Source organism: Paenibacillus curdlanolyticus YK9, from assembly GCF_000179615.1.
In the GTDB taxonomy this organism is placed as follows: Bacteria; Bacillota; Bacilli; order Paenibacillales; family Paenibacillaceae; genus Paenibacillus_T; species Paenibacillus_T curdlanolyticus.
In genome coordinates this window covers 1-25,358 of record NZ_AEDD01000016.1, presented here as the reverse complement: position 1 = coordinate 25,358, position 25,358 = coordinate 1, and the positions used below count along the sequence as shown (strand labels likewise).

The window sequence follows — 25,358 nt, the reverse complement described above, 5'->3', positions numbered from 1 at the left end:
GTCCCTCCTTCATAAACTCGAATATTGTTCTTTACACGCCTAGAATAACGCATACGCGAACGCAAAAATAAGAAGTAAAAACGAACTATTATTTCCTTTATTCTCCACCGTGTTTTGTCACGCCCACTTTACCGATTACAGAAAAAAACCGACTCTCGCTATATGCGAAAAGTCGGTTTTGCCTAGGAAAATGAAGTGATTTCTCTTAAAGATACGGAATGGTCACTCCCTTAACGGCCTGCTGCCGCTGGAGGACTCGTTCATTGATCGGTGTGGAGGATTTGGTTAATTGCGCAACCTTTTGATCATATTCAAGAGCGACCGTGTAATAATCAGCTGCTTTCTTATAGGCCCTCTTGTCATAGAAGTGAGCGCCCAGCTCGCTCGCCAATGGCTTGACATGGCTAAACTGATTATTCACAATGCATAACGCCACTACCTTCTGCATCTCCTTCTCATACTTTGCTTCATCTGCTCGAAGCTTGTAAGCCCCTGCTTTAATGGCGCAAAGATCAATGAAATCATAGTGAAGCTCATGCTCTTCGGCGATATGAAGCGCTTGATCGAGATAGCTGTCAGCCGTGCTCCAGACTTTAAGCTCCATATAGATTTCAACCAGACGCTTGTAAGCATAGACGTTCTCTGTAACGAATGAAATACTCTTGTTCAGCGCCACTGCCTTCTCAAAATGCTGGATCGCCGTGCCATATTCCTGCATGCATTGATGAATGCGCCCAAAATTATATTCGATCATCGCCAGCAGCTGCAAATCACCCGTTTCATTCACAATCGCGAGCGCTTCATTCAAGTAGTTCATGGAATTGTCAAAACGGTGCAGCAAATGCGACTGAATGCCCTGCGTGATCAACACCTTCGCCAGTCGGTCCCTGTCATTCATCGTCTTGAAGTAGTCATGCGCTTTCTGCGAATAATGCAGACAGACACTCTTATCCTCCACAATCCGCTGCTTGACTAGACTTATATTGTAATAGAGCCGTGCCGCGTCAAAATGGCCGATGCAAGACAAATATTTTTCCGCCTTGGCATAGTAATGGTTAGATTGAAAAAAATCCTGCAAATAAAAAAATAAATTGCCGCTTGCCACATAATAGAAAAAATAATCCTCGCCATGCTCCGCACCTGAAACTTCAGGAATGAACGTTCTCGACATATCATACAACTTACGCGCTTCCTTGGAATCTCCGCGATCGACACAATAGGAAACCAATGTGGCATAGATCCGCAGATGAATGTCATCATCATGCAGCTCTACCGAGTGCATATTGAGAAACATCGCATCCTCTTCAGGCAGCTCCCCCGTCTTCCTGTAACGCCAAACAATGTCATTGATCTTGTCTCTGTACTTGAAACTGTCTAACGTGACGAGGTATTCAAGCTCAACCCCTAGCTTATTGGATATTTGTTTCAGAAAATTCGAAGACGGCCGAATTTGGTTATTCTCGATTCTGCTTAAATAAGCGACCGACGATATCCCGTCCACCAGCTCGCCTTGCGTCATTTTTTTATGAACTCTCAGTTGTCTGATCCGTTCACTGATTTTCATTATTGCCACCTCAACCCGTGAATGATCGGCCTGGTCCTTGTTGTGGTCCCAGCCCCTATTCCCTACTGAAATCGTAATACAGTTCCTCCTAACTTTCACCGAAATCTATACTTCGCTTCTTCGAAATTGTATTGCGGTCAGTCCGAGACATGGTATCATAGTCGTGATTCGATAATAATTTTACAATTATGGAGGTAGTTTCATGGAACCAGACAAGACGAACTTGATGGTCGATGTCATGAAAAGCGTGGCCGCACAGCATTTCAGCTATCACGAATTCAACAAGCTTGCTGCCGCATGCATCGAATACAAGAGGATTCATTCTTCCTTTCTGTTCGGCAAGCTCACCCTTCTTCACTATATGATGTTTAATGGAACCTCTCCGGAAATCTACAAAGCCGCTGCCGCAGTCGAGCTTATGATCCTATCTTTAGACATATTTGACGACTTGCAAGATCAGGATCAGCCCCAATCGATATGGAGCCAGTGCGAGCCAGCGGTAGCAATGAACGTGGCCATTGGCTTCTTAATGCTTAGCGCCAAGCTAATTGAGCAGATCGATCTCCCTGCCGGCAATCGAGACCGAATGATCGCGTGCTTCAATACACAAGTGCTCAAAGCCGTTAATGGCCAATTCAGCGATCTGAATAATGCAATCTACAGCGAGGAGGAATATAAGGAAATGACCCGGCAAAAGTCAGGCGCTCTAGTCGCATGCGCCTGTCTGGTCGGGACTTTGGCCGCAACGGATCAGCACGCCGACCTTGTATTGCAGTACGGCCAGCATATCGGTATCGCGGCCCAGATTAAAAACGATCACAACGACATTCTGCGTTGGGATGAAAAAAGCGACTTTCTTCGCCGCAAACGCACTTTACTAATGCTGTATTTAATTGAGCGGAAGGAAGAAGCGTATTTCCCGCTTCGCAATTATTTATTGGGGCATTCTTCGAGAGAGGAAGTCTTGGAGAACAAAGAGGAATATGAACAGCTTATTCGCAGCTCGGGCGTTCTTGATTATGCAGCCATCCATATGCGGATCCATCAGTTCGATGCGCTTGATCTGCTTGAACAATTGCCGATTCGCGAGGAATGGCGGCACGCTGCGCGTGAATATATTTTATTCGACGTATAACGATGCCTTTATTCATTATTCGACCGAAATAACTACCGCAATATAATTTCGGCACCTACGAAATCCAGTTTTCGTTTCGCGGCCGCGACTCCAATGATACATTGGAATCAAATACAAATAACCCCTTTTAAAGGAGCCGATTGATAATGATGCTTCAACCTATTTTGGAATCGATCGTATGTAATCCTGCAATGAGCAATGAAGAAAAGCTGCAGCGCATGGATGGCTTAAGAGATAATGTGCGGAAGGCAGCGATGGACATCATGTCTTCCCGCCGAGCTGCTTCCACTAGCAATAAAAACTACTGGTAATAACCAGTTGCCCATCAAATATAATGCTTTGCCGGAACCCGCTGTGCAGACAAGCTTCTAAAGTTGCTGCGCTGCGGGTCAATCGCAATTTATGCGAGATTGTAAGCTAACTAGGGGGCTTGTCATGCTGCAAGGATTGTTGCGAAAGAAAGAAATGTATGGCCTACTTATCATTATCGCCCTAATGGTATATTTCGTACTGATCAGTATGAAATATACCTATATTGGTATCGATGCGGATAATAAAGGAAATCAAGATCAATGGATCGTTACCGACATCATGAAAAACTCTTGGGCCAGCCACCATAATCTCTCCCCTGGGGACGAAATTATCGAGATCGATCATCGTCCTCCATCGGAAAACCATACCTTAAGAGATGACATGAGGGTCGAAAGAATTCACCAACTGAAGATGCAGCATGGTCATCAGACTCTCTCATTTGAAATCTCCACCTATCAAATATCCAATACGTGGTTCATGCACAGCATTTTGCCGATTGTTGTCCTGCTGGCTACGCTTGTCATCAGCGCAATCGTCTACCGCAATTCGGAAGGCGTATTGGAACGCGATACCATCGTGTTGATTACTTTCTCGCTATTTGTCGCATTCAGCTATATCGTCGCTGGAGCTTCAGCGCGATATGACCATTTTGGTCTGTTGTTTTTAGGCATTACGTTCCCGTCCGTCCCGACGCTTTTGCTCCATTTTATCTATTTGCATGCCAAGAAAAACGGTCATAAACTCAAAAAGACGAAATGGCTCATCAATGCCGGTTATTCGATCATCGGCTTAACTACCGCATACGACGCAATATGTTTGTATTTCGATCTGCCTATCAAGGTATCTCATGATGAATTTAAAACGATCATTCTCGTCATTTTCACTATCATGATCGTCGCACTGCTTTCCGTTACGCTTCGTCAATATAAGACCAGCAGCACAGGCGAACGCCCGGTATATACCATATTGCTTCTCGGTCAATTATTCGCCTTCCTGCCTTTTGTAGGCTTTGTAGCGCTGCCCAGCTTAATCGCGAATGTGCAGCTAGTATCGTCGGAGCTCGCTTCGGCTTGCGTCAGCATTGTGCCGATCATGTATTTGAACCTGCTAACGACAAAACAACTGCTCGATATCGATTATGCGCTGAAACGGTTTAGATATTTTGCGTTGCTAGCGATCTTGCCGACTTTGATCATCGCCGGACTTTTGTACATCATCGTGCAGGATGATTCTAACTGGGGCGTGAAATGGTTTCAAGCGTTCATCGTGATTTATACCGTTATCATTTCTTTCCTATTTCTTAAGGAACGAGTTGACGCACGAATGCGATCCGAGTGGATCGACGGCTTCGGGCAATTCCAATCCAGCTTGGACCGGTTTGCGAACCAAATATCCCGGATCATGAAGCCTGCTGATCTCGAACATCTGCTCGTTAAGGAAATCCAGACCGTGCTGCGCGTGAAATCCATCACTTTGCTGGAGCTAAACTTACAATCGAGCTCGCACAAAATCAAATCCGCATTCGGCACTCCAGCGGATGAAGCGACGATCAATGAGATCAAACTAGCAGCAGCACGCGGAGCTGCAGGCAGCTTTCTCCCAATTGAACAAGGTTTATGCTACTGGTTTACGAGCAGCTATGAAACATGCCAATTGCTTTGGATTCATAATAAGTATAATCGTACACGATTTAATCAAGACGAGCTTGCATGGTTAAGAACACTGCTCAATTACGGAACGCTTGTGTATGAAAACTTGCTGCTGGTGGATGACTTCATCGGAGAGCTGGAACAGAGCATCGCCAAAGACAAACGAACGCCGACTTGGCTGCTTCGCTTGCTCTTCTCTATCTCCGAAAACGAACGTCGGCGGCTTAGCACAGATTTACATGATGCAGCGCTGCAAGATCAAATCTTATGGTATCAACATTTAGAAGACTTGAGCTCTCGACACGTGCTCTCTCATGGAGCCAAGCAAGACGTTGAACGAATTTGTAACGGTTTGCTTGACGTTATCGACCAGATCCGAGAAACCTGCAACGAGCTGCGGCCACCTTTTCTCAAAGAAATGGGAATCGTCGAAGCGATCCGCAACCTTCTCTCCAAAGTTAGGCTGCGAGCGGATTATTCCATTAAATTAAATACTGACGAGTTTCATACCGATATTCGATTGGACGATCATCAGGCGCTGACACTCTATCGAATTGTGCAGGAGCTGCTGCATAATGCAGGCAAACATTCCAAGGCAACGCATATCGATCTTACGCTTTCTGGATCTGACGAAGTTTTCAGCATCCACTATTCCGACAATGGCATTGGGATGAATCTGACTCAACTTCGTTCTTCTTTCTCGCACATGGGACTTTGGAGCATTCAGGAGCGAGTCGCTAGTCTGGAAGGCACCATCATTTTCCGCTCGGAGCCTGGACAAGGCTTTCAAGTCGACATTACGATCCCTACTTTGTCTTCATCGCATATTCGTGCATTCGATGCACGCACAGCAAACTAATCCCATTCTAAAGAGGTGATCCCAATCGCTACGATTTTACTGGTCGATGACCACCCTTCCGTAGGAGAAGGAACGAAACAACGCGTCGAACGCGAGTCCGATTTTCAAGTCACTGTCGTAGAGTCCGGTACCGAGGCACTGCAGTTGTTGGCACAGGGCCAATTCTTCGATCTTATGTTATTTGATTTGAATATGCCTGTCATCAATGGTCTTGAGCTTACGAGACGAATCATGGAGACGCATCCAGATTCCATTATTCTAATCTATACAGGCTTCGATATTGCCCCAAACTTCAATATCTTAATTGAAGCTGGCGTGAGCGGTTTCGTGAATAAAGCAACCTCTTGGGCTAGATTAATTAACATTCTCCGCTGCGCACTTCAGGGCGAGACCGTACTGCCTACGATGCTCGTTAAAGAACTTCGCCGGACCGATATTAAAGTGCCAGTCGGGTCTAACGACTCTTTAGAGCACATCTCGATCAATCAGCGTGAACAAGCGATTCTGCAAGAGATCGCACAGGGCAAGAGCAACAAAGAAATCGCCGCCATGATGTTTATGAGTCAAAGGATGATTGAATACAATCTTTCTAAGATTTTTGAGAAGCTGAACGTCAGCTCACGCTCCGAAGCGATCACAGAAGCAAAAAAACATGGTCTCATACAGGAAACGAAATTCGAATAATTGCATGCCCCCAGAGATCGACTCCCTCGACTCTGGGGGTTCTCTTTTATAGTCGGATCCGCTGCAATCGCAACGCATTCAATACAACTGATACGGAACTGAGTGCCATCGCCGCACCAGCTAGCCATGGCGCAAGAAAACCAAAAGCGGCAATCGGAATGCCGATGACATTATAGGCTAGCGCCCAGAACAGATTCTGCTTGATGTTCGCCATCGTTTTGCGGCTCATCCGAATCGCATCTGGAATGCTATTCAGATCACCCCGCATAAGCGTCACGTCTGCCGTTTCCATTGCGACATCCGTTCCGGTCCCTATCGCCATCCCAATGTCTGCCAGCGCTAGCGCCGGCGCATCATTAATGCCGTCACCTACCATCGCTACCTTGCGACCAGCATCCTGCAACCGTTTTACTTCGGATGCCTTTCCCTCCGGCAGCACCTCGGCCAATACACGCTCAATGCCAGCAGCAGCCGCAACCGCACTTGCAGTCGTTGCATTGTCTCCGGTAATCATAACGACATCAATGCCCATGTCTTGCAGTCGGCTCACAGCCGCCTTTGACGTCGATTTGAGCGTATCTGCAACAGCAATGATTCCAGCGTACCGCCCATCCACTGCAATAAGCATGGCTGTCTTTCCTTGACTCTCTAAGCGGGACATCAACTCATATGCGTGTTCGGCAGCAATCTCGTGCTGCTTCATCAATCTGCGTGTCCCAATCAGGAGCTCGTGACCTTCCACGCTTGCACGAATACCGTAACCGGGAATCGCCTCGAATCGTTCGGCTGCTGGCAGTTCAATCCCCATTCCTCGTATGCCGAGAACAAGCGCTTCCGCCAACGGATGCTCTGAGCTCCGTTCTGCCGCTCCGACCCAGCGCAGCAGCTCTTGCTCAGCGTGATATTCATCAGGCACCACGTCCGTAAGTTCCGGTTTGCCATTCGTTATCGTGCCCGTCTTATCAAGCAGAACGGTGTCGACGCGGTGCGTCGCTTCCAGATGCTCGCCTCCTTTGAACAGGATGCCAAGTTCGGCTGCTCGCCCCGAACCAGCCATTATCGATGTCGGTGTCGCCAAACCGAGCGCACAAGGACAAGCAATCACAAGCACCGCAATCGCCTTTTCCAATGCGTTAGCGAAATGAGCAGTGCCGTCAATGAACAACCAGATCGCGAAGGTAGCTAGTGCGATACCAATCACGATAGGAACGAAAATGCCGGAGATTCGATCTGCCACCCGCTGGATCGGCGCTTTGAATCCCTGCGCTTCTTCCACCACTCGAATAATCTGGGCCAATGCTGTATCTGCGCCTACCTTCGTCGCTCTCATTTTCATGATGCCGTTGCGGTTAATCGTCGCTCCGAACAGCTCGCTGCCAGAACGCTTCTGCACCGGCATGCTCTCGCCAGTAAGCATGGACTCGTCGACCGACGAGCGGCCTTCAATAACTACACCGTCAACGGGTATCTTTTCGCCCGGCTTCACTACAATGATGTCGCCTGTTACAACTTCCTCTATTCGGATGGGATACTCCAGCTCCCCGCGTATGACGGTCGCCATTTTCGCCCCAAGGCCCATTAATGTCTTGATCGCTTCGGACGATTTGCCTTTGGCCAACGCCTCGAACAGCTTGCCTAACAGAATAAGCGTAATAAGCACGCTGCTCGTCTCATAATACAGCTGCGGCGAATGCATATGACCGCTCATGCCTAAAGTTCGGATCGATTCATAGAGACTGTAAAAGAAGGCAGCAGACGTGCCTAATGACACGAGCACATCCATATTGGCGCTGCCATTGCGAAGCGACTTATACGCGCCCATATAAAAAGGTGCACCAATGACGAATTGCACTGGCGCAGCAAGCGCTAGTTGAAACCACTGATTCATAAACAGCTCCGGAAGCCATATGAACGAAGTGAATGAGAAATGGCTCACCATCGCCCACAGCAATGGGAAGGATAGAACTGCAGCAGCAGCCGTTCGTATCCGTTGCTTACGGATTTCGTGCTGGCGCGGATTCACCGGCTCCGATTCCGTCTCGGCATTCGCTATGGGCTTACGAATCAGCCCATAGCCGAGTGATTCTACTTTAAGCTCCAGCGCAACAGAGTCGACGCGCGACGGATCATAGACCACGGATGCTCGCTCTAGCGCGAAATTGACATTCGCATCGACTACGCCAGGCATCTTCTTAAGCCCTTTCTCGATACGAAATGCGCAGGTCGCGCAGGTCATGCCCGTAATATGCAGCTGTGTCTGGTCTTGAACGTCAACCTGTTGATGCTTTACTTCCATATAACGCTCACCCCGCTTCCTATCGTACGTTGTAGCCTTCCTCTTCGATGACAGCGATAAGCGACTGCAGTTCAAGCTTTGTTTCGTCGAACGACACATGAACCTGACCTTCCGTTAAATCAACCTTACCTACAGCCCCCGCTTCTTGCAGTGCACCTTCAATTGAGTTGATGCAGTGGCCGCAAGACATGCCTTCTACGTTCAACGTTACCTGTTTCATTTTCATATTCCCCCTATGTTGATTTTTGTAGTGCTCCAACGCTCGCTGTCTTGGCACGGCTGCTCCACATACTGACGAGTACAAGACTCGCAACAGATACCGCCGCACTAATGACATACAAATACGCAAATCCATCATCGGTAGACAGCAGCAGCTGCCCTGCTAATGTTGGCCCGAGCGTAGAGCCAATCGAACGCAGCAAGCTCAAATATCCGACAGCCGCCCCCATCTCCTGCATGCCAACCGCTTGCAAAACCATCACGTTCAGCGGAGCCCCGATGACGATGCCGACTCCAAACCCCATTATGAGAATCGTTAGCACGAATAGGGGCAACGACTCCGTGCCTAATGCGAGAGCAGCAGCGCCGATCAGCGTAATGACAAACCCGACGAGCAGCACTCGTTTCGCTCCAATTCGGTCAGACATGTAGCCAGCAAGCAGCGAGGCCACCATTGATGCGACTGCCATCGGCATGACGGTCAATCCGCTATTGCCCTTATGAATGTCAAGCAAGGTCTCTGCATAATAAGGAAGCATGTTAATGGCCGTCGCCATAACAAAACCAGATGCAAGAGAGGCGATCAGCAATAAAAGGGTGCTGCTTTTTGTAAAATACGAAAGCTTCACAATCGGGTCGGCTTGCTTTCGCTCCACCATAATCAGAATCGGCAGCAGCACGATCGCGATGAGCGCAAGCCATAGGCTTTTCTCGGTAATCGCCAGCATCATACTCGCAATAAGCAAGCTCAGCGCCGCGATGCCAAACCCGTCAATCGTTTTCTTGCTTGTCTCCTGTTCCGAACGATAACGCGAAATGAACAACAAGATCACGAGCGCGATCGGAACATTGATTAAAAATATCCATTGCCACTCTGCGAACGAAATGATCAATCCACCGACTAACGGTCCCATAATCGTCCCGATGCCGAAGCATACGCCTATCCAGCCGAGTGCCTTCCCTCGTTTTTCAGGCGGGTAGGAGGCCGCAATCTGGGCAGCCGTAATCGGAAAAATACCGCCGGAGCCAATCGCCTGAATGGCACGACCAAGCAGGAACATCCCGAAGTTGGGCGCCAGCGCTGCAATAACGGACCCAACGGCAAACAGCGTAATGCCTGACATAAACGTTCGCTTACGACCGAATCGATCAGACAGCTTCCCCATGACAGGAATGCTTACCGCGAAGAGGAGCGTGTAGATCGTGAAGCTCCATACCCCCCACGAGGCGCCCACCTCAAAGCTGTTTAAGATAGAAGACAAGGCTGGTCCAACGATGCCATGATCCAGCGCCCCCATGAATATGCCTAACAGAAATATCGCTACCACCCTCGACCGCGATATTGCTTTCGGCCTTGTTCGATTAACCGTTTGCGTCGACAACCAAATCTCACCTCTTCTGCTAATTTACATCTAGAATAGATGAAGGCGCAGGAAAACGAAATAAGTTAAAAAAGGCGATTTTTCTGGTTATCGAATATCTATTTTGGAACTTTTAATTAACAAGCAGCAAATCGCGATATAATGGATTGGAATACTCCCACTAATGGAGGGATACGATTGAAACTATTGAAAATTTCAATATTGCTTGGCATCGCTGCAATTTCCGGCTGCTCATCATCTGAGTCGCTCTCTGAGCATGCAAAAAAAGCCCCCGCTCATGCTCCCGCCGCTGCGATCGCTTCATCAGCAGACAAGGTTACAGTTGAGCCATGGACAAGCTATGCCCCTAGGCAGGATGCTGCAGCTATCGAGCACATGAGACAGAATGCGGATTCGGGCGAAGCGCTTTACGAGGTATATCGCGACCTTACGGTCATCGATATTCATAATCATGATGCAGCCGATCCTAACGCTATCGACAAGTGGGGACAATTCGGGATTGATCGTACCGTACTGTTTGGCGACATTTCGGAGCCTAGCGCCCAGACGACAGACCAATTAGCTTGGGAGCAATATCGCCGTTCGCCTGCTCGCATCTATCCTTCCTTTGCCGGATTTCCGATGTATGAGAAGGAGGGCTTAACCATTGTGAAGGAAAACCTGGAGCAGGGGTATTTGAACATCGGAGAGGTTGTCGCTGCATCGACCAATTCCCCGGTCGTATCCAAGGTGGCTTGGAAAGCCGAGCATCCGAACGATGGTAATTTGCCGAAAATTTATGACCTGGCAGCCCAATATCAGGTGCCGATCCTCCTCCATATCGATCCGCTTAGCGGAGAACCGATTATGCATCTGGAGGAAGCACTGGATCAACATCCGAACACCGCTATCATTTTGGGACACGCCAATGCTTACAATGCTCCAGCCAATATCGAATCGCTTCTAACCAAACACGCGAATCTTTATATCGATTTCTTCGCCGGATTTACCGCCTACAACAGCGAGAGCACCTACGCATTAGCAGACTACGCGCCGCTCATTGAGAAGTATCCGGACAAATTCATGCTCTCAACCGATTCAGGCTATGGGATCACGGCAGAGGAAGCGGCGAATGCGCTCTACGAAATTATCGACTTGCTAACGCCAGAGACTGCACTCAAGGTCGCTCATCAGAACTATGAACGGTTAATTGAGCAGCAGCCTCCGACGGAAAGCCAAATTCGGTTGATCAAAACGTTATCCGCCAAGGCGGGCAAATTCCAGACCTATCGACTAAACAAACGGATGGCGAACGAGCTCATATTCCAGCTTACAGCAGCTTAAACTCCGTATACACCGAATACGAGTTCACGCTGGAGAAAATGCCTGAAACCGTTTCTTCCACCGTAACATCCGGGTATGAAATCTCGAATACCGCGGTATAAGGCACATCGAGCTTCCCTTGCATCACGATTGCGGATACTTCGATCGTTTTGCCGGAAGGCACGGTAACGGGAACCTCCAGCGTAAGCTCTTCGGTGTCATCCGTCGCATTCGTCTCCGAATATTTGCGCGTGCCTTCTACGCCGATTTTCACCTTGGTCTCTCCCAGTAATGGCAGGCCTGCTTTGAACTCGAGCGTTTCGGAAATCTTCAACGAGCGTTCCGTATTGAAGCTATACGACACTCCTTTGGAATAAGAAAGCGTCAAAACTTGGGTCTGATCGATCCCCGTCGTATTTTTGACGATTTGTTTATCGGTTACAAGCGGTTGATCCACCTGAGGGGAGACACCCTCCAGCTGGAAGTCCATATGCTTGATCTTGATGTTTTTCTTCTCGGCCAAAAATAACCAGAGCTCGTTGTCCGCCGCATTCGACCACTCCCAGGTAACAAGCTTCTGGCCCTCATGAAATCTACTGTGCGGGACATTGATTTTTTGCTCCCAATCGGCATAGTTTTTGATCGCGTTATAGGTACCCGCCACGCTATCATCTTTCCACACCATAATGTCGCTTGTATCTGCTTGGGAGGCAGCTTCCAGATAAAGCTCCGAGCCGTTCGCTACTGACCTTCTGCCGATGCACTTGCCCGTCTTCTTGTTCACTAGCGCATAAGCGCTGCTATCACCGCTGCGAACCGATCGTTTTTCCCACAATTGATATTCGTTGCCATACTCATGCGATGAAATAAATACGGAATCATCCTTGTCTGACGCGGTAATCGCTAACGATTTGTTGCCCAGCTTCCCTTTAGAAATGATAACATGATACACAGCTGCATTTGCCATTGTTATGTTCCACCTTTCATATAGGACCTACTAGAATAATCGCGGCGAAGGGTGGCGCGAACTATTCCGTTGGCAATAGATTAAGATGGGAATGTGGCAGCCATATGGCAAAAATACGGATATTTCCATTATTCAGAAGCGATAGAAAGCAGGAGCTGGAATGTCGTCCCTTCAGGCGAGCTTTCCTTCAAACTCAGCTCTCCGTTCATCGCGCTTGCCATCATCCGGCACAGGGTCAAGCCAAGGCCTAGCCCGCGCACTTGCTGCCGCTTATTCGCGCCTCGGTAATAGCGCTCGAATATATTGACCTGCTCGTCTGCCGGAATGCCCGAGCCGTTGTCCTTCACCAGCACGGCATAGTGCGCGTTCGAATAATGCTGGGCGATGACTGTGATGCTGCCTCCGTCACGCATCGCCTGCCTGCTGTTGTTCAGCAGGTTCACGATGATTTGCTGCAGCCGGTCGGCATCGCCTCGCACCTTTATTGAGGAATCCGGCAAGATAACCTGAATGACGATCCTTTCCTTCTGGTGCACTAAGCGCCACTGGTCGATCATCCTGTTCAATTGCTTGCCTAGATCTAGAGCTTCCATTTGCAGACGAATGCTCCCGGACGCATAAGCGTTAAAATCCAGCAGATCCGACACCATATGTTCGAGCCGCTTCGTTTCCTTTAATGACAGCTCCAAAAACTCCTCCGCTTCATCCGATTCGACCACCCGATCCCGAACCGCGCGCGTTAGGCCCCGAATCGAAGTAATCGGCGTGCGCAATTCATGGGTTACCCCTGCCAGCAGCTCGGTGCGCAATTGCTCCAGCTGCTCAAGCCGTACGGCCATCGTATTAAAATAGACAAGCAGCTCGTGGAGCTCCAGCTCCCTCGCATTTTCCTCCAGCGCTAGCTTATAGTCGCCCGCCTCGATCTGCTTGAACGCTTGGACGACACGTTGCAGCGGCTTTGACAGCTTGCGAAGCAGCCAATAGAGGATAAGCCACCCGAGCAAGCCGGATAACAGCAGCAGGGAAACGATTAGCCCGTACTGCTGATTGATGTTCGTTAATTCTTTCTTCACATACGAAATCGCGATCGTCCCAATGACGGTATTGCGATCGATAATCGGTGTGGTCGTCGTATACTGCTTGTCCATTTGATTTACGACAACGCGGTCTTCGAGAGGCGGCGGAGCAGGAAATGCAGCATCTGCATGAGGCTTCGGATCTCCCGGACGCTTCGGCGCCCCTTTAAAATATAGCTGTCGGCCATTCGCATCAAATACCGTCAGCCCGAATTGCGCAGGAAGCCGATATTTTCGCTGGTGATTATCGATCCAAATATAGAACTCATCCGGTATGATGATCGTTCCACGCTCGGATACGACATAATCGGCAACCTCCGCGGAGAAGTTCCGAATTTGCTGCAAACGATTATGCAATGCTTGATACTGCAGCCACAGCACGGAGGCTATGCCGATGACGACTAAGCCGAGCGTCAGCGTAATGACATACCGCAGCGTCCAATAGCGTAGCAGCGTCTTTCGGGTTCGATCAGTCGGCGCCATTCGCATAAAACTGATACCCCGTTCCTCGCAAGGTTCGAATGCCTCCGTCCTCCGGCGGCATCGGATGCAGCGATTGGCGCAGCCGCTTAATGGCGTGATCCACCGCGCGATCGCTTCCATCATAGTCGATTCCCCATACGCGTTCGATTAATTGCTCGCGATGGAAAATCTGGTTCGGATGCTCGGCTAGAAACAGCAGCAGCGCTAAATCTTTGGGCGTCAAGGAGAGGGTTTCCCCGTTCAAGCTGACGGATCTCGATTTGAAATCAATCCTAAGGCTGCCATATTGCTTCTGATGATCAGTAATTAAAGCATGGGAAGGCCTTCGCAGGATCGCTTGTATGCGGGCAATGACCTCAACCGGCTCGAATGGCTTGATGATATAATCATCCGCGCCGCTGTTCAGGCCTAATAACCGATCGCCAATTTCCCCCTTTGCCGTTAGCATGATAACCGGACACGTGCTCCTGTTTCGCACCTCGCGAAGCACCTCCCACCCATCCAGTCCTGGAAGCATCACATCTAGCAAAATGAGTGCAGGCTGTACCGTCGTTAATTGCTCGACCGCCAGCTCGCCTTGCGTAAACACGGCGCATTCATATCCCGCTTTCTTGATATAGGCTGCCAGAACCCGCGAAATGGCCGGCTCATCCTCCACAACCATGATGGTTCTCATCTTTAACTCTCCTATCCTCATATGGATGAATTCGCTAATTCTATTGCGAGTTTAGCATAATCGAAGGGGGATAGGCATCTGCACTTCGCGAGCAGCAATCGGGTTCAAATCGCTTCCAGATCCTAACGGACCGCAATGACGCTAATTGGCAAAAAAACGGCAAGCTGCAAGTATAACGGACTCCAGCGCCGTTATTCCTTTTGTTCCCGCTGCAATCTAGCTGTTGTCGGCCAAATAACGCCCCCTGTGTCCGTTAGATTCTGAAACTCTGCTTTTTGAGCGCAATAGCGCCCGCTCGGTCCGTTAGGAGAGTTGGGGGAGCTTGCGGGACAGCAGCGCGACATCTCCCTGCGTCTAAACAGCAAAAGCCGCGGAGCTCCGCGGCTTTTGCAACTTCAGCTATGCAATTCGTGCAAGCTCTAACTAGCAGGACCAACGTTCACGAGACTGACATCCGAGATCGTAATCGCGGTCTGGCCGGCGTTGCCGCCGGGGATATTGCCCATATCGAACGATATCCGCGAATTCGGATAACTCTCCGTAGTTGCATTGAAGGTGAACGTAAAGGTCTGCTCGGTAGTCGTCAAATCGATTTGATCCCCAAAATAGCCATGCCACGCATAATTGGCTGGAACATCGACCCATCCAATGCCAAGACCCAGCTTTCTTGGCGTATCCGCTTTTGCTCGGAAGGAGAGGGTGTACTTGGAGCCTTGCTGAATGTTGAAGCCTTCTTGAATCACTTGGCGATCCCAAGGGTTGTCCCCGACGGTACCAATCGATGCTTGCAGCTTCCCGTTCAGCGCCGCTATCGTGAGTTGGTTCGAATCAACTGCTGCATAAGAGAACCATCCGTCGGTTCCATTCGCGAAGCTGCCATTTTTCAGCAAATTGACGTGCATCGGCTGGCCGCCGCTGTCCGCTGACGGATTTACTTCATGCAGCACTATATTATCGATAGAAACCGTGTGCGCCGTACCGCCGTTGACTGGCTCTCCAAGTCCGAGCACCAGCGAAGCAGCAGCGTCTGTATCATGAGCCATCGTAAACGTATAGCTGTAATGCGTAGAGGTTGCGCTTAGAGCAGCCTGCTGCTCCATATATTTCGCATACGCGCCGCCGCTCTCCGCCACGAATACGTGCATCGTTCGAGGAATCGAAGCGTAAGCATCGAATTCAAGGCGATAGGCTTTGCCCTTCTCGATGTTCAAGCCGTACTGCTGGATCTGATCATCCCACCAATTCGTCCCCGTGTCCGATACTTGAACGACAAGCTCGCCATCATTGGAGCGGCTGGCAGACGATTGCGTTGCCGTTGCAAGATTCCAGCCTTGCAAATCGGCATCCAGCTTGCCATTTTGAACTTGATTCGCTGCCAGATCGACCCATACCGTATTAAAATCTGCCCCTTCGAACGTCACGTAGTAGCCTTGTCCCGACCTCAGCGACACCGGGTTGAAATAAATCGTCTTATAGGTTTGCCAACCGCCTGTGTCGCCAAGCGGATAAACCGATTGTGAAATCACGCTGCCCGCTTCATCCTTCACGCTCAGCCGGATTTGCGAAGAAGCCTGGCCGCTCGCAACCCTTGCCGATATGCGATAATCGGCATCCTGCTCCACGCTGATCTTGTATTGCAGCAAGTCTCCTTCGTCCATGTAGCCGACGTTTTTGCCGCCTTCGCTCGCATTCTCCAGCTGCAAGCCGTGCATCTCCCAAGCGTCTGAAGCCGCGATATGCGCGTAGCCATTCACATGAGCTGGCTTGCCGCGCTTGACCATTCGAACATTATCGACGTACACCTTGCCCGCGAAACCGCCGAACAATAAGGAAAGCTCGGCTTCTAATTCAGCTGCGCCGTCGCCGATGTTGACATCCTTCGAATACGATTTGAGCTCTGTGCCCAGCTGCACGGAAGGTCCGCCTACGATCTGAATGCTGTTGCTGCTGGCGCTGGCGAGGTTAATATCAACGCTTCTCGGCGTTTCTGCCCTTGCTTCGAAGGAGATGCCATACGTCGTATTCTTCTCAAGCGGAATGCCCGACTGACGGAGAGCGACGGATTCAGCTGCCAACCCGCCGTTAGCCACGTCGACACTCAATTGCCGCTCCATGATCGGAAATGCCAAGAAATTGTTCACGCCGATCTGCGCTTGCGCATCAGGCTTTATAGCGGAAGACCAGAAAGCAAGTCGATCCTTCCCTTGGTCGAACGTCCCGTTATACACGAGATTTCCGTCAGGGAGCGCCACACGGCTGCCCGGCACAGTCGGCGCCGGCGTCGCATCGCCAATTTCTACGAGCTTCACATTGGCCACATATACCGTTTCCGCATTTCGCCCAAGGTTAAACTCAAATCTCGCATTGTTATCTGTGCTTTCTTGCATATCAAACGTATAGTCATACGAATGCCAGCTCGTAGAAAGCGCGAAGCTCTGCTCGCCTGAATAGTTTTTCCAGCTCTTCTGGAACTGGTTAACCTTCGTCATAATCGAACGGCTCGCATCCGCCCTCGCATCGAACGTTACTTTATACTTTTTGCCTTTCTGCACGTACATCGGCATTTGGGTAAGCTGGATCGAATACAACTCATCGCCCGGCTGCGCGATCGACACTTTCGCCGCCTTCCCTTTCAAAGCGTCGTCTACGACTGCGACGCTCCCAGCGCCATTCGCATTCAATAGAAACTGCCAGCTTTGGGGCACCCCATTCTGATCTGCACCCTCTGTAAACTGCGCATTGTACAATTGATTGCCATCGGCTTGCGGCGCTCGCTGCGGCGTTGGCACGGGAGGCTGTCCCGTTACATCCGGCCAGCTGCTTAGGTCTTTATATGCATACACGCGGACGAAATCGACTTTCATTTGGCCCGATTCAAAATCTGCGTTCGGCGCGCCCGGCCAGTCGCCGCCTACGGCCAAATTCAAAATCATATAGAAGGGTCGATCGAATGGCGCAGGATACGTATAATCCTCCGGCTGCCCTGGCCCTCTTGTCTTCCAATCCGTCACCTCGTGATACAATTGACCATCTACATACATGCGAATGACGCCCGGCAGCCATTCTAGTTGAAAATCATGATAATCGTCATTGAACGATTGCCCGCTCGGCAGTTCGAACGTATTTTGATCCGAGCCATGCGATCCATCGGGCTGAATGCTGTCAAAATGCAGCGTTCCGTATACGCGGTTTTTATTCGCCGCTCCGCCGATAAGCTCCATCATGTCGATCTCGCCTGAAGCAGGCCACCCGCCATAGTGAGACTCGTCCGTTGGCATCAGCCAGATCGCAGGCCACATGCCTTGCTCTACAGGAAGCTTGGCGCGTACGACCATTTTGCCATACGTCCAGTCTCCCTTGTTTTGCGAGATCAGCTTCGCCGACGTATAGTTTTTGCCGCTATAGCTTTCCTTCTTCGCCTCAATGGATAGGACGCTTCGATCGCCGTCCTTGGCAATTGTCGCATTGTTCCGGTTGTAAGCTTCAAGCTCGTTATTATAGACAACTCCCGTATCAATGGGCGTCCATTTGGAAGCATCAATCGTCGGCTCGTTAAATTCATCGTTCCAAACCAGCTGCCATTGGTTGTCTGGAATCGTTGTTGGGGACACAGGCTTATCGGCTGCTGGGCCAGTCGGGTTGGTTGGGTTGGTCGGATTGGTTGGAATCGAAGGCGTTGGCGCCGCCCCTTCCGGCTTTAAGGAGATTTGCGATCCAGCCTTCACTTCCTCCCCATTGACCTTGACGCCGCTTGCCGCAACGGTCAGCTCGGCTATCGTCCCCTTACTAGTAATCTGCGCTGCCGCTGCTTTAGCATCAACGGCTAGCATGCTAATTACGCTATCGCTCGACACTTCCATTCGTGATGGCTGCAGCAGAATGACCGTCCCCGCATGCGTCCCATCCGTGAAAGCAACCCGCCCGCCGCCTTGCACGATGATTTTTCCCGTTACGGTAACGCCTTCAAGTGTGATGCTGCCTTCTCCGACACCTTCTGCCAAAATTAGATTGCCATGAATGACTGTATTGGCTATCGTAACGCCGCCTGCTCGAATGACCACATTGCCTTCTATCGTTGACTTGCTATAAACAGAGGATTCCGTAACGATGTCCTCTACCATGCTGGATAATAAGACGGCTAATTCCGCACGCGTAATCGGCGCCCTTGGGAGCAGCAAATCATTATAGCCCTTTACTTTTTTCTCGCCCACCAGATAAGTAAGCGCTTTCTCGGAATAGCCAGCAATATCCGCCTGATCTTGAAACCCATTTAACTGGGAAGTCGGCTCTTGCCCCGTCGATAACCGAAATGCACGGTCGAGCATAACTGCCGCATCTTGTCTTGTGACGCTAGCGTTTGGGGCAAAATGCTCCGCATCCATGCCATCCGTGATGCCTGAGCCGTATGCGCTCATGATCGAATCGTAATACCACCCCGCAGGCAATACATCTTGAAAACGCTTACTAGATTGTCCGCTAAATCCAAAAACACGATCCAATACCGTGATCAGCTCAGCCCTGCTCATCGTTTGGCCAGGCTTAAACAAGCCGTCCTCATATCCGCCCAGCAAGCCGAACGCTTCCAAGCGCTGCGCAGCCTGTTGTGCCCAATGCCCCTTCAGGTCTGGAAATAATGTCGCCGACTGCTTAGGCGCTTCGCTGCCGTAAGCGACTGGGCTTATTAATGTAAGCAGCAAACAGCAAGTGATGAGTATAGAAATCCATTTGTTCATCCTTGTACCCTCCTAATTTTCATAACCTTGAGCATTCATTCTAAGGCGCCATCCGACCGAGCGCCGCTCGTACAGCTCCCGGCCGATGACTTTCCAGCATGCCTATTCTTTCACTGCCCCAATGACCATCCCTTTGACGAAAAACCGTTGAAGAAACGGATAAACGAGCAGAATCGGCAAAGCTCCGATAAAAATTTGCGCAGCCCGCACTGTACGCTGCGAGATGTTTTCCAGCAGCTTCGGATCGACGTTTATTTTGGAAAAATCCTGCTGCACGATAATCGTCTGAAGCAGCGAAGCGAGCGGATAATGCTTAACATCCGACATATAGATCATCCCGTCGAACCAAGAGTTCCACTGGAAAACCATCGTGAACAACGAAAGCGTGGCGATCGCTGGCATCGATAATGGCACATAAACGAGCACAAGCGTTTTAAATTGGCCGGCTCCATCCAGAAAAGCAGCCTCTTCGAGCTCCTTGGGCAGCCCTCGGAAGAAATTCAACATTAAGATAATGTTCCAGACAGAAACGGCTCCCGGCAAAATCAATGCCCAGATCGAATTCATCAGGCCGATTTTTTGAATCAGAATATAGCTTGGAATCAAGCCCCCGCTGAACAAAATCGTGAAGACGAAAAACCAAATGTACATCGTTCTGCCTCTGAAGCTTTGATCCTCCTTAGCCAGCGGAAACGCTGTTAGCAAAACAAGCGCCATCCCTATGACGGTTGCCAGCACGGTTCGCTGGGCGGATATCCACAGCGATTGCAAGAAATTCGAGTTGCCGAACGTTTTCTCGTACGCATCCGTCGTAAAGCCCATCGGCCATAAGCCGACCAGATTGGCCGATGCCGGCGCCATGCTGCTGAACGAGACGGCGAGAATATGAACGATCGGGAGCACGCACAGCAGCGAGATCATGCCCAGAAACAAATAATTAAAGACGCTGAAAAGCTTGTAGCCTAATGTTTTGTGATACAAGTAAAGCCCTCCTTCGATGTGAACGCAAGCCTATGCCTAGAACACCCGATAATTCGCCAGCTTGTAAGCCAGCCGATACGAAATAACGATTAATACCGTGCCGACAACGGATTTGAACAAGCCGACTGTAGTAGCGAAGCTCATTTTGCCATTCAAAATGCCTAGCCGGTATACGAACGTATCAATAATGTCGCCTTTCTCATAAACGAGCGGGTTGTACAGGTTGAACACTTGATCAAATCCCGCATTCAAAATATTGCCGATCGATAACGTCATGAGCACGACCGCCATCGGTACGATTGCCGGGAACGTGATATGAATCGTTTGTTTGAGTCGGCTTGCCCCGTCCACTTCCGCCGCCTCGTAGAGCGCCGGGTTTATGCCCGCAAGCGAAGCTAGGAATACGATCGTGCCAAACCCGAATTCCTTCCATACATCGCTGACGATCAAGGTTACCCTGAACCAATCGCCGTCGCCGAGAAAGAAGATCGGCTGGCCGCCAAACGCGACGACGAGCCTGTTCACCATTCCGCCTTCCGGCGCCAAAATATCTAGCAATATGCCGCCGAGGATGACCCAGGAGAGGAAGTGAGGCAAATAGACCAGCGTCTGCGTCACCCGTTTGAAAGCCATCGACCGCAATTCATTCAGCAGCACTGCGAATAGGAATGGCGCGATCAATCCAGCAATGATTTTGAAGAATGCAATGACTAGCGTGTTCCAGATCACCTGATTGATGTCCGGATAACGAAACAGAAATCGAAAATTGTCCAACCCCACCCATTTGGATCCGGTAAAGCCGAGCCATGGCTTAAAGTCCTGGAATGCGATGACGATGCCGGCCATCGGAACGTATTGGAAAACAATAGTAAGCAATATTGCTGGAACAAGCATCATGTGCAACGGCCAATTTCTTTTCATATTCCATTTTTTCCTATTCAGACGCAACGAAACAGGCGTATCCGAATGCGAATAAGCAACTTCTTTCATTCACTTTCCTCCATGTTCTTACATTAATTTTTGCTTTTCATAGCTCTCCAAACCTTGTAATATAATTATAGCAACGCAAAAAGTTAATCTATATCCTAATATTGCAACAACAGTATTGATATTTTAACTATATGGAGGCACTCTCCCATGCGACTACGCTTTAATGTTTTCACCAAAATCTCACTCCTCGTGCTATTGCTCCTGATCCCGGTCATCTCGCTATATACCTACTCCAACAGGGAAAGTGTAAGCGTTATCGAAAACGAGATTCAGAACAATACGACGAATCGACTGTCGACCTTCGCGTCGCAGGTAGAGTCTAATATTTATCAGCTTTCCCTCTATGGGGTATCAATTGGGCAAGACTCCAGCATTCAAGATTTTCAGCGTCCCGATTACATCAAAAATCCATATGAACGCGTGAAGCTGAGCGTGGCCATACTTGAGAAAATGAATCTCTATAATGCGGCGAGCAAGTGGCACTCCATCGTCACGCTCTATTTTCCTCGTACGCAAGATGCGCTTTCTACCGACTACTACGCTACCTATACCTATGAAGCGAATGATTTTGCCAACCCGCTCCCGCGAACCTGGCATTATGCCGACGGCAGCTTCACGTGGTATACGACCGAGCCGCTCACGGCGATGTCTGATCCTCGCAAGTCTCGTTTAATTACGAAGATCAGCTTTCCCGCCACCCATCTGACTGGGCTTCTCGATCAGAACAAAGCCAATAATAGCGGCGACCCGTTCTTGTTCAACGCCGACATGGGCACGATCCGCAATGGCAGCGCGAATGAAAAGCTCATCGCGCAGCTTGGGCAGCAACTCAAGGCTTCCACGCTGAACAGCAGCGGCGGGTTTCGGACAGAGCTTGACGGCACCGAATATTACGTTTCTTATATCCATTCCAAAAGCTTGGGCTGGTATTACGTTGACTACGTGCCGATGCAGCGAATTCTCAGCCCGATCACGAACAGCCGCAACCTGTTCTATACGTCAATCGCCGTTTTGCTCGTGATGAGCCTCGCGGTTGTCTTCATTATTTATCGCAGCGTGCAGCTTCCGCTCTTGCAGCTCGTACGGGGCACAAGGCGATTATCGTCTGGCGACTTCTCGGTTCGACTGCAGCCGTCTGGAAATAATGAGTTCAGCCTTGTGCTCGGCCGATTCAACATTATGGCCCAGCGCATTCAAGAGCTTATCGAGAACGTGTACGAAGAGAAGCTGCGCCGGCGCGAAGCGACCTTAAAGCAGCTCCAATCGCAGATTGACCCGCATTTTCTATATAACTGCCTGTTTTACATTAAAAATATGGCTCGCATGAAAAACGAAGAGGCCGTCGTTGCCATGTCCTTAAATCTAGGCGAATACTTCCGTTACATCACGAGGTCGGAGAACGACCTAGCAACCGTCAGAGAAGAAATAAATATGGTGAGCAATTATTTGAAAATCCAATCCCTGCGGCTTGAGCGGATGACCTATACGATTGAAATGCCAGATGAGCTGCTGAACCAGCCGGTATCGCGCTTGACGCTGCAGCCCATCATTGAGAACGCGATTATTCATGGTCTGGAGCCTCAGGCTGAGGATGGCGAAATTCGAATTCGCGGTTCGTATGAGGATGGATGCTGCACGATTACTGTGGAGGACAGCGGCGTAGGCATGGCAGATGAGGGATTAAGCCAGCTTCAGCAAAATCTCGCCAAGCCGCTCGACGGGAATATGGGCTGCGGCACGTGGAACGTGCATCAGCGGTTGACTTATCTGTTCGGTGAGCAGGCTGGGCTAACCTATGCCCGTTCCGAGCTCGGCGGCGTTCGAATTACGATTGCATGGCAACCCAACAATGAAAGCGCAGGTGGACACGATGCTACAGCTCTTACTGGTAGATGATGAACGATCCGTTGTCGAAACGCTAGCCGAAACGATTCCATGGGAATCGTGTGGAGTCGGCGTCGTACATGAGGCATTATCCGGTGCACAGGCGCTCGACATTCTTGAAACCAACCCGATTGATATCGTCATCACCGATATCCGGATGCCCGGCATGTCGGGCATTGAGCTGATCACAATCATCCATAGCCGATGGCCTCACATCAAATCAATCCTGCTATCCGGCTATGCCGACTTCGCATATGCTAAGCAGGCAATCGCGCAGCAATCCTTCGATTATTTGCTGAAGCCTGTAAGCGATGAAGATCTGATCGATTCCGTTACCCGCGTCGGCAATCAAATCCGCGAGAAGTGGGAGGAGGTCGCTTCATTCCGCAAGGCGCTCTATGCCTTCAACGAGCACTTGCCTTTGCTCCGCTCGAACACGTTGAATGAGCTGCTGCGTGGCAAACGCTATACGGAATCGGATTTGGCGGACAAAATGAAGCAGCTGAATCTCCCTTTCGTTGCGGGGGATCAGATGTGCATGCTGCTCATTCGAATGGAAGCGCGGTTCACCGAGCTGCCTGGGCAGGATTGGGCGCTTATGGAGTATGCCATATGCAACATCGTCGGCGAGCTGATGGACAGCGACTATGTCGTTTGGCACGCAAGGGATTCGCATGATTATATCGTGCTGGTCGTCAAACCTCGGACTACAGGCAGTTCAGCCTCGACGCCGGACAAGGACGATCCCAAAGCGCTGCTCGCGCGTTATGCGGCGCAAATCCAAACGAACGTTCACAATTACCTGAAGGGCGAAGTCTCGATTCTAGTAGGAGGCTGGGGGCAATTCCCCGCTCAGGCCAAAGAGATCTATGACCATGCGGTCACGTCCATGCGAAGAAGAATGGGGCACGGGCAAGGCTTGTTCCTTACGCTGCCCGAACAAGCGGAGACGGGTTCGATCAACACCGTTTGGCCGCTGTATGAGCCCCCTACCCTGCTCAGCTTGTTGGATGCGGGACGATTCGAGGATGTGGAGAAGAAGATCCGGCAAATTTTCCAAGGGATGCTGCAGGCAGGCGATGAGCAGGACTTTGACTTATCCGAGCAGCTAATCGAAGCTTACCATGTACTTGCCGGAGCGTTCGCCTATATCATTCATAAGAATGGCAAACAATTGTCGGTCGTGTTGTCAGCTGAGGATCTCAAATATTTCCGGTCGCCAGCCTACTCCACTGCAGCACAGCTGCTTGATTGGTCCATCCGCATCTTAAGCAGCATTCGCAGCGACGCTGCCCAAGAGCAGAGCGACAATCATAGCTCCATCGTTCGCTTAGTGCGCAGCTTCGTTGACCTCAATCTGGCGAAGGATGTCTCATTGCCCGCTATTGCGGATCATGTCCATCTTCATCCGGTTTATCTGTCCAAAATATACAAAGTCGAGACCGGCGAGGCGTTGACCGAATATGTATATCGGCTGCGCATGGAGAAGGCGGCTTTCCTGCTTCGCACGACCGCTGCCAAAGTGCTTGAAATCGCCGAGGCCGTCGGCTATAACAATACCGCCTACTTTATTCGCGTATTCAAGAAGTACTATGAGGCTACGCCGCAGGACTACCGGGACAGCTCGCAGCTTTAGGCTTCAGGGCAGATTTTTCTGCCCTATTCGCGCTCCGGCCCCTCTGCCGGTCGTTTAGGGCAGGTTTTCCTGCCCTATTCGCGCTCCGGCCCCTCTTCCGGCCGTTTAAGGCAGGTTTTCCTGCCCTATTCGCGCTCCGGCCCCTCTTCCGGCCGTTTAGGGCAGATTTTTCTGCCCTATTCGCGCTCCGGCCCCTCTTCCGGCCGTTTAGGGCAGGTTTTCCTGCCCTATTCGCGCTCCGGCCCTCGGCATATGCACTAACCATCTATGCTCACAACCGAATGGCTAGCGTCCCGTCCGTTGGCAAAAAACACTCGTGCGTTTTAACGGACTCCAGAGCCGTTAAATCGTTCTAAATGCGTCGATTGCAAATGTAAACATTCCTGTAGAGTCTAAGATTTGAGCTTGGACAAAACAAAGGAGCGCCTCGTATGATGGGGGTGTTACGGGGTCGGATACCCAGAAACCCATCAGGAGGCGCTTAACATGAAGTTTACTCGAAACGATGCTGCAAATCAACGCATTGAACG

17 protein-coding genes are annotated in these 25,358 nt (G+C 50.2%); 7 read left to right on the top strand and 10 right to left on the bottom strand.

Annotated elements, in window-relative coordinates; all coding sequences use genetic code 11:
- Positions 1 to 205 precede the first annotated feature (205 nt).
- A complete protein-coding gene (locus tag PAECUDRAFT_RS23395; protein ID WP_006040654.1) occupies positions 206 to 1,564 on the bottom strand; it encodes a helix-turn-helix domain-containing protein in 1,359 nt (452 codons plus the stop codon).
- Positions 1,565 to 1,766: 202 nt separating this feature from the next.
- Between PAECUDRAFT_RS23395 and PAECUDRAFT_RS23390 the strand changes: the two genes are divergently transcribed.
- The 4 genes from PAECUDRAFT_RS23390 to PAECUDRAFT_RS23380 all read left to right on the top strand — a co-directional run bounded on the left by PAECUDRAFT_RS23390 (position 1,767) and on the right by PAECUDRAFT_RS23380 (position 6,203).
- The gene (locus PAECUDRAFT_RS23390; RefSeq protein ID WP_006040653.1) at positions 1,767 to 2,699 is read left to right on the top strand and encodes a polyprenyl synthetase family protein; all 933 of its coding nucleotides are present in this window, start codon (positions 1,767 to 1,769) and stop codon (positions 2,697 to 2,699) included.
- A 146-nt stretch (positions 2,700 to 2,845) separates the two neighbouring features.
- Positions 2,846 to 3,010 (top strand): hypothetical protein, encoded by a 165-nt coding sequence (locus tag PAECUDRAFT_RS26010; RefSeq protein ID WP_006040652.1) that lies wholly within the window; start codon positions 2,846 to 2,848, stop codon positions 3,008 to 3,010.
- Positions 3,011 to 3,134: 124 nt separating this feature from the next.
- Positions 3,135 to 5,519, top strand: a complete 2,385-nt coding sequence (locus PAECUDRAFT_RS23385) for an ATP-binding protein (protein WP_006040651.1) — start codon at positions 3,135 to 3,137, stop codon at positions 5,517 to 5,519.
- 15 nt (positions 5,520 to 5,534) lie between these two features.
- Complete coding sequence (locus PAECUDRAFT_RS23380; protein WP_006040650.1) at positions 5,535 to 6,203, top strand: response regulator transcription factor; 669 nt, start codon at positions 5,535 to 5,537, stop codon at positions 6,201 to 6,203.
- Between the two features lie 46 nt (positions 6,204 to 6,249).
- On the opposite strand, the gene PAECUDRAFT_RS23375 is transcribed toward PAECUDRAFT_RS23380, so the two are convergent.
- Genes PAECUDRAFT_RS23375 through PAECUDRAFT_RS23365 form a run of 3 tightly spaced genes read right to left on the bottom strand, consistent with a single transcriptional unit; the run spans position 6,250 to position 10,100 of the window.
- Positions 6,250 to 8,499: a heavy metal translocating P-type ATPase gene (locus PAECUDRAFT_RS23375; protein ID WP_006040649.1), complete on the bottom strand. Its 2,250-nt coding sequence runs from the start codon at positions 8,497 to 8,499 to the stop codon at positions 6,250 to 6,252.
- Between the two features lie 19 nt (positions 8,500 to 8,518).
- Complete coding sequence (locus tag PAECUDRAFT_RS23370) at positions 8,519 to 8,719, bottom strand: cation transporter (protein WP_006040648.1); 201 nt, start codon at positions 8,717 to 8,719, stop codon at positions 8,519 to 8,521.
- A gap of 13 nt (positions 8,720 to 8,732) precedes the next feature.
- Positions 8,733 to 10,100, bottom strand: a complete 1,368-nt coding sequence (locus PAECUDRAFT_RS23365; RefSeq protein WP_006040647.1) for an MFS transporter — start codon at positions 10,098 to 10,100, stop codon at positions 8,733 to 8,735.
- A 177-nt stretch (positions 10,101 to 10,277) separates the two neighbouring features.
- Between PAECUDRAFT_RS23365 and PAECUDRAFT_RS23360 the strand changes: the two genes are divergently transcribed.
- Positions 10,278 to 11,423, top strand: coding sequence for an amidohydrolase family protein (locus PAECUDRAFT_RS23360; RefSeq protein WP_006040646.1), 1,146 nt, complete (start codon positions 10,278 to 10,280; stop codon positions 11,421 to 11,423).
- Here the strand turns inward: PAECUDRAFT_RS23360 and PAECUDRAFT_RS23355 are convergent.
- The 6 genes from PAECUDRAFT_RS23355 to PAECUDRAFT_RS23330 form a co-directional block, all read right to left on the bottom strand.
- Positions 11,410 to 12,369, bottom strand: coding sequence for an ETX/MTX2 family pore-forming toxin (locus PAECUDRAFT_RS23355; RefSeq protein WP_006040645.1), 960 nt, complete (start codon positions 12,367 to 12,369; stop codon positions 11,410 to 11,412). The genes PAECUDRAFT_RS23360 and PAECUDRAFT_RS23355 overlap by 14 nt on opposite strands.
- A gap of 128 nt (positions 12,370 to 12,497) precedes the next feature.
- Positions 12,498 to 13,934 carry a HAMP domain-containing sensor histidine kinase gene (locus PAECUDRAFT_RS23350; protein ID WP_050794421.1) on the bottom strand — a complete coding sequence of 479 codons (1,437 nt, stop codon included), beginning with the start codon at positions 13,932 to 13,934 and terminating at the stop codon, positions 12,498 to 12,500.
- Positions 13,915 to 14,604 (bottom strand): response regulator transcription factor, encoded by a 690-nt coding sequence (locus PAECUDRAFT_RS23345; RefSeq protein WP_006040643.1) that lies wholly within the window; start codon positions 14,602 to 14,604, stop codon positions 13,915 to 13,917. Before PAECUDRAFT_RS23345 ends, PAECUDRAFT_RS23350 begins: the two co-directional genes overlap by 20 nt.
- 419 nt (positions 14,605 to 15,023) lie before the next feature.
- Positions 15,024 to 19,337 carry a carbohydrate binding domain-containing protein gene (locus tag PAECUDRAFT_RS23340; RefSeq protein ID WP_006040642.1) on the bottom strand — a complete coding sequence of 1,438 codons (4,314 nt, stop codon included), beginning with the start codon at positions 19,335 to 19,337 and terminating at the stop codon, positions 15,024 to 15,026.
- Positions 19,338 to 19,439: 102 nt separating this feature from the next.
- The gene (locus tag PAECUDRAFT_RS23335) at positions 19,440 to 20,318 is read right to left on the bottom strand and encodes a carbohydrate ABC transporter permease (RefSeq protein ID WP_006040641.1); all 879 of its coding nucleotides are present in this window, start codon (positions 20,316 to 20,318) and stop codon (positions 19,440 to 19,442) included.
- 36 nt (positions 20,319 to 20,354) lie between these two features.
- Complete coding sequence (locus tag PAECUDRAFT_RS23330) at positions 20,355 to 21,308, bottom strand: ABC transporter permease (protein WP_006040640.1); 954 nt, start codon at positions 21,306 to 21,308, stop codon at positions 20,355 to 20,357.
- A 147-nt stretch (positions 21,309 to 21,455) separates the two neighbouring features.
- On the opposite strand from PAECUDRAFT_RS23330, the gene PAECUDRAFT_RS23325 reads away from it, so the two are divergent.
- Positions 21,456 to 23,204 (top strand): sensor histidine kinase, encoded by a 1,749-nt coding sequence (locus tag PAECUDRAFT_RS23325; RefSeq protein WP_006040639.1) that lies wholly within the window; start codon positions 21,456 to 21,458, stop codon positions 23,202 to 23,204.
- The gene (locus PAECUDRAFT_RS23320; RefSeq protein ID WP_006040638.1) at positions 23,179 to 24,828 is read left to right on the top strand and encodes a response regulator; all 1,650 of its coding nucleotides are present in this window, start codon (positions 23,179 to 23,181) and stop codon (positions 24,826 to 24,828) included. Before PAECUDRAFT_RS23325 ends, PAECUDRAFT_RS23320 begins: the two co-directional genes overlap by 26 nt.
- Positions 24,829 to 25,358 lie beyond the last annotated feature (530 nt).

Coding starts and splice junctions, on each gene's coding strand:
- PAECUDRAFT_RS23390 (WP_006040653.1), top strand. CDS start 1,767: ATGGAACCAGACAAGACGAACTTGATGGTCGATGTCATGAAAAGCGTG.
- PAECUDRAFT_RS23370 (WP_006040648.1), bottom strand. CDS start 8,719: ATGAAACAGGTAACGTTGAACGTAGAAGGCATGTCTTGCGGCCACTGC.
- PAECUDRAFT_RS23340 (WP_006040642.1), bottom strand. CDS start 19,337: ATGAACAAATGGATTTCTATACTCATCACTTGCTGTTTGCTGCTTACA.
- PAECUDRAFT_RS23395 (WP_006040654.1), bottom strand. CDS start 1,564: ATGAAAATCAGTGAACGGATCAGACAACTGAGAGTTCATAAAAAAATG.
- PAECUDRAFT_RS23325 (WP_006040639.1), top strand. CDS start 21,456: ATGCGACTACGCTTTAATGTTTTCACCAAAATCTCACTCCTCGTGCTA.
- PAECUDRAFT_RS23350 (WP_050794421.1), bottom strand. CDS start 13,934: ATGCGAATGGCGCCGACTGATCGAACCCGAAAGACGCTGCTACGCTAT.
- PAECUDRAFT_RS26010 (WP_006040652.1), top strand. CDS start 2,846: ATGATGCTTCAACCTATTTTGGAATCGATCGTATGTAATCCTGCAATG.
- PAECUDRAFT_RS23375 (WP_006040649.1), bottom strand. CDS start 8,499: ATGGAAGTAAAGCATCAACAGGTTGACGTTCAAGACCAGACACAGCTG.
- PAECUDRAFT_RS23345 (WP_006040643.1), bottom strand. CDS start 14,604: ATGAGAACCATCATGGTTGTGGAGGATGAGCCGGCCATTTCGCGGGTT.
- PAECUDRAFT_RS23355 (WP_006040645.1), bottom strand. CDS start 12,369: ATGGCAAATGCAGCTGTGTATCATGTTATCATTTCTAAAGGGAAGCTG.
- PAECUDRAFT_RS23385 (WP_006040651.1), top strand. CDS start 3,135: ATGCTGCAAGGATTGTTGCGAAAGAAAGAAATGTATGGCCTACTTATC.
- PAECUDRAFT_RS23330 (WP_006040640.1), bottom strand. CDS start 21,308: ATGAAAGAAGTTGCTTATTCGCATTCGGATACGCCTGTTTCGTTGCGT.
- PAECUDRAFT_RS23320 (WP_006040638.1), top strand. CDS start 23,179: ATGCTACAGCTCTTACTGGTAGATGATGAACGATCCGTTGTCGAAACG.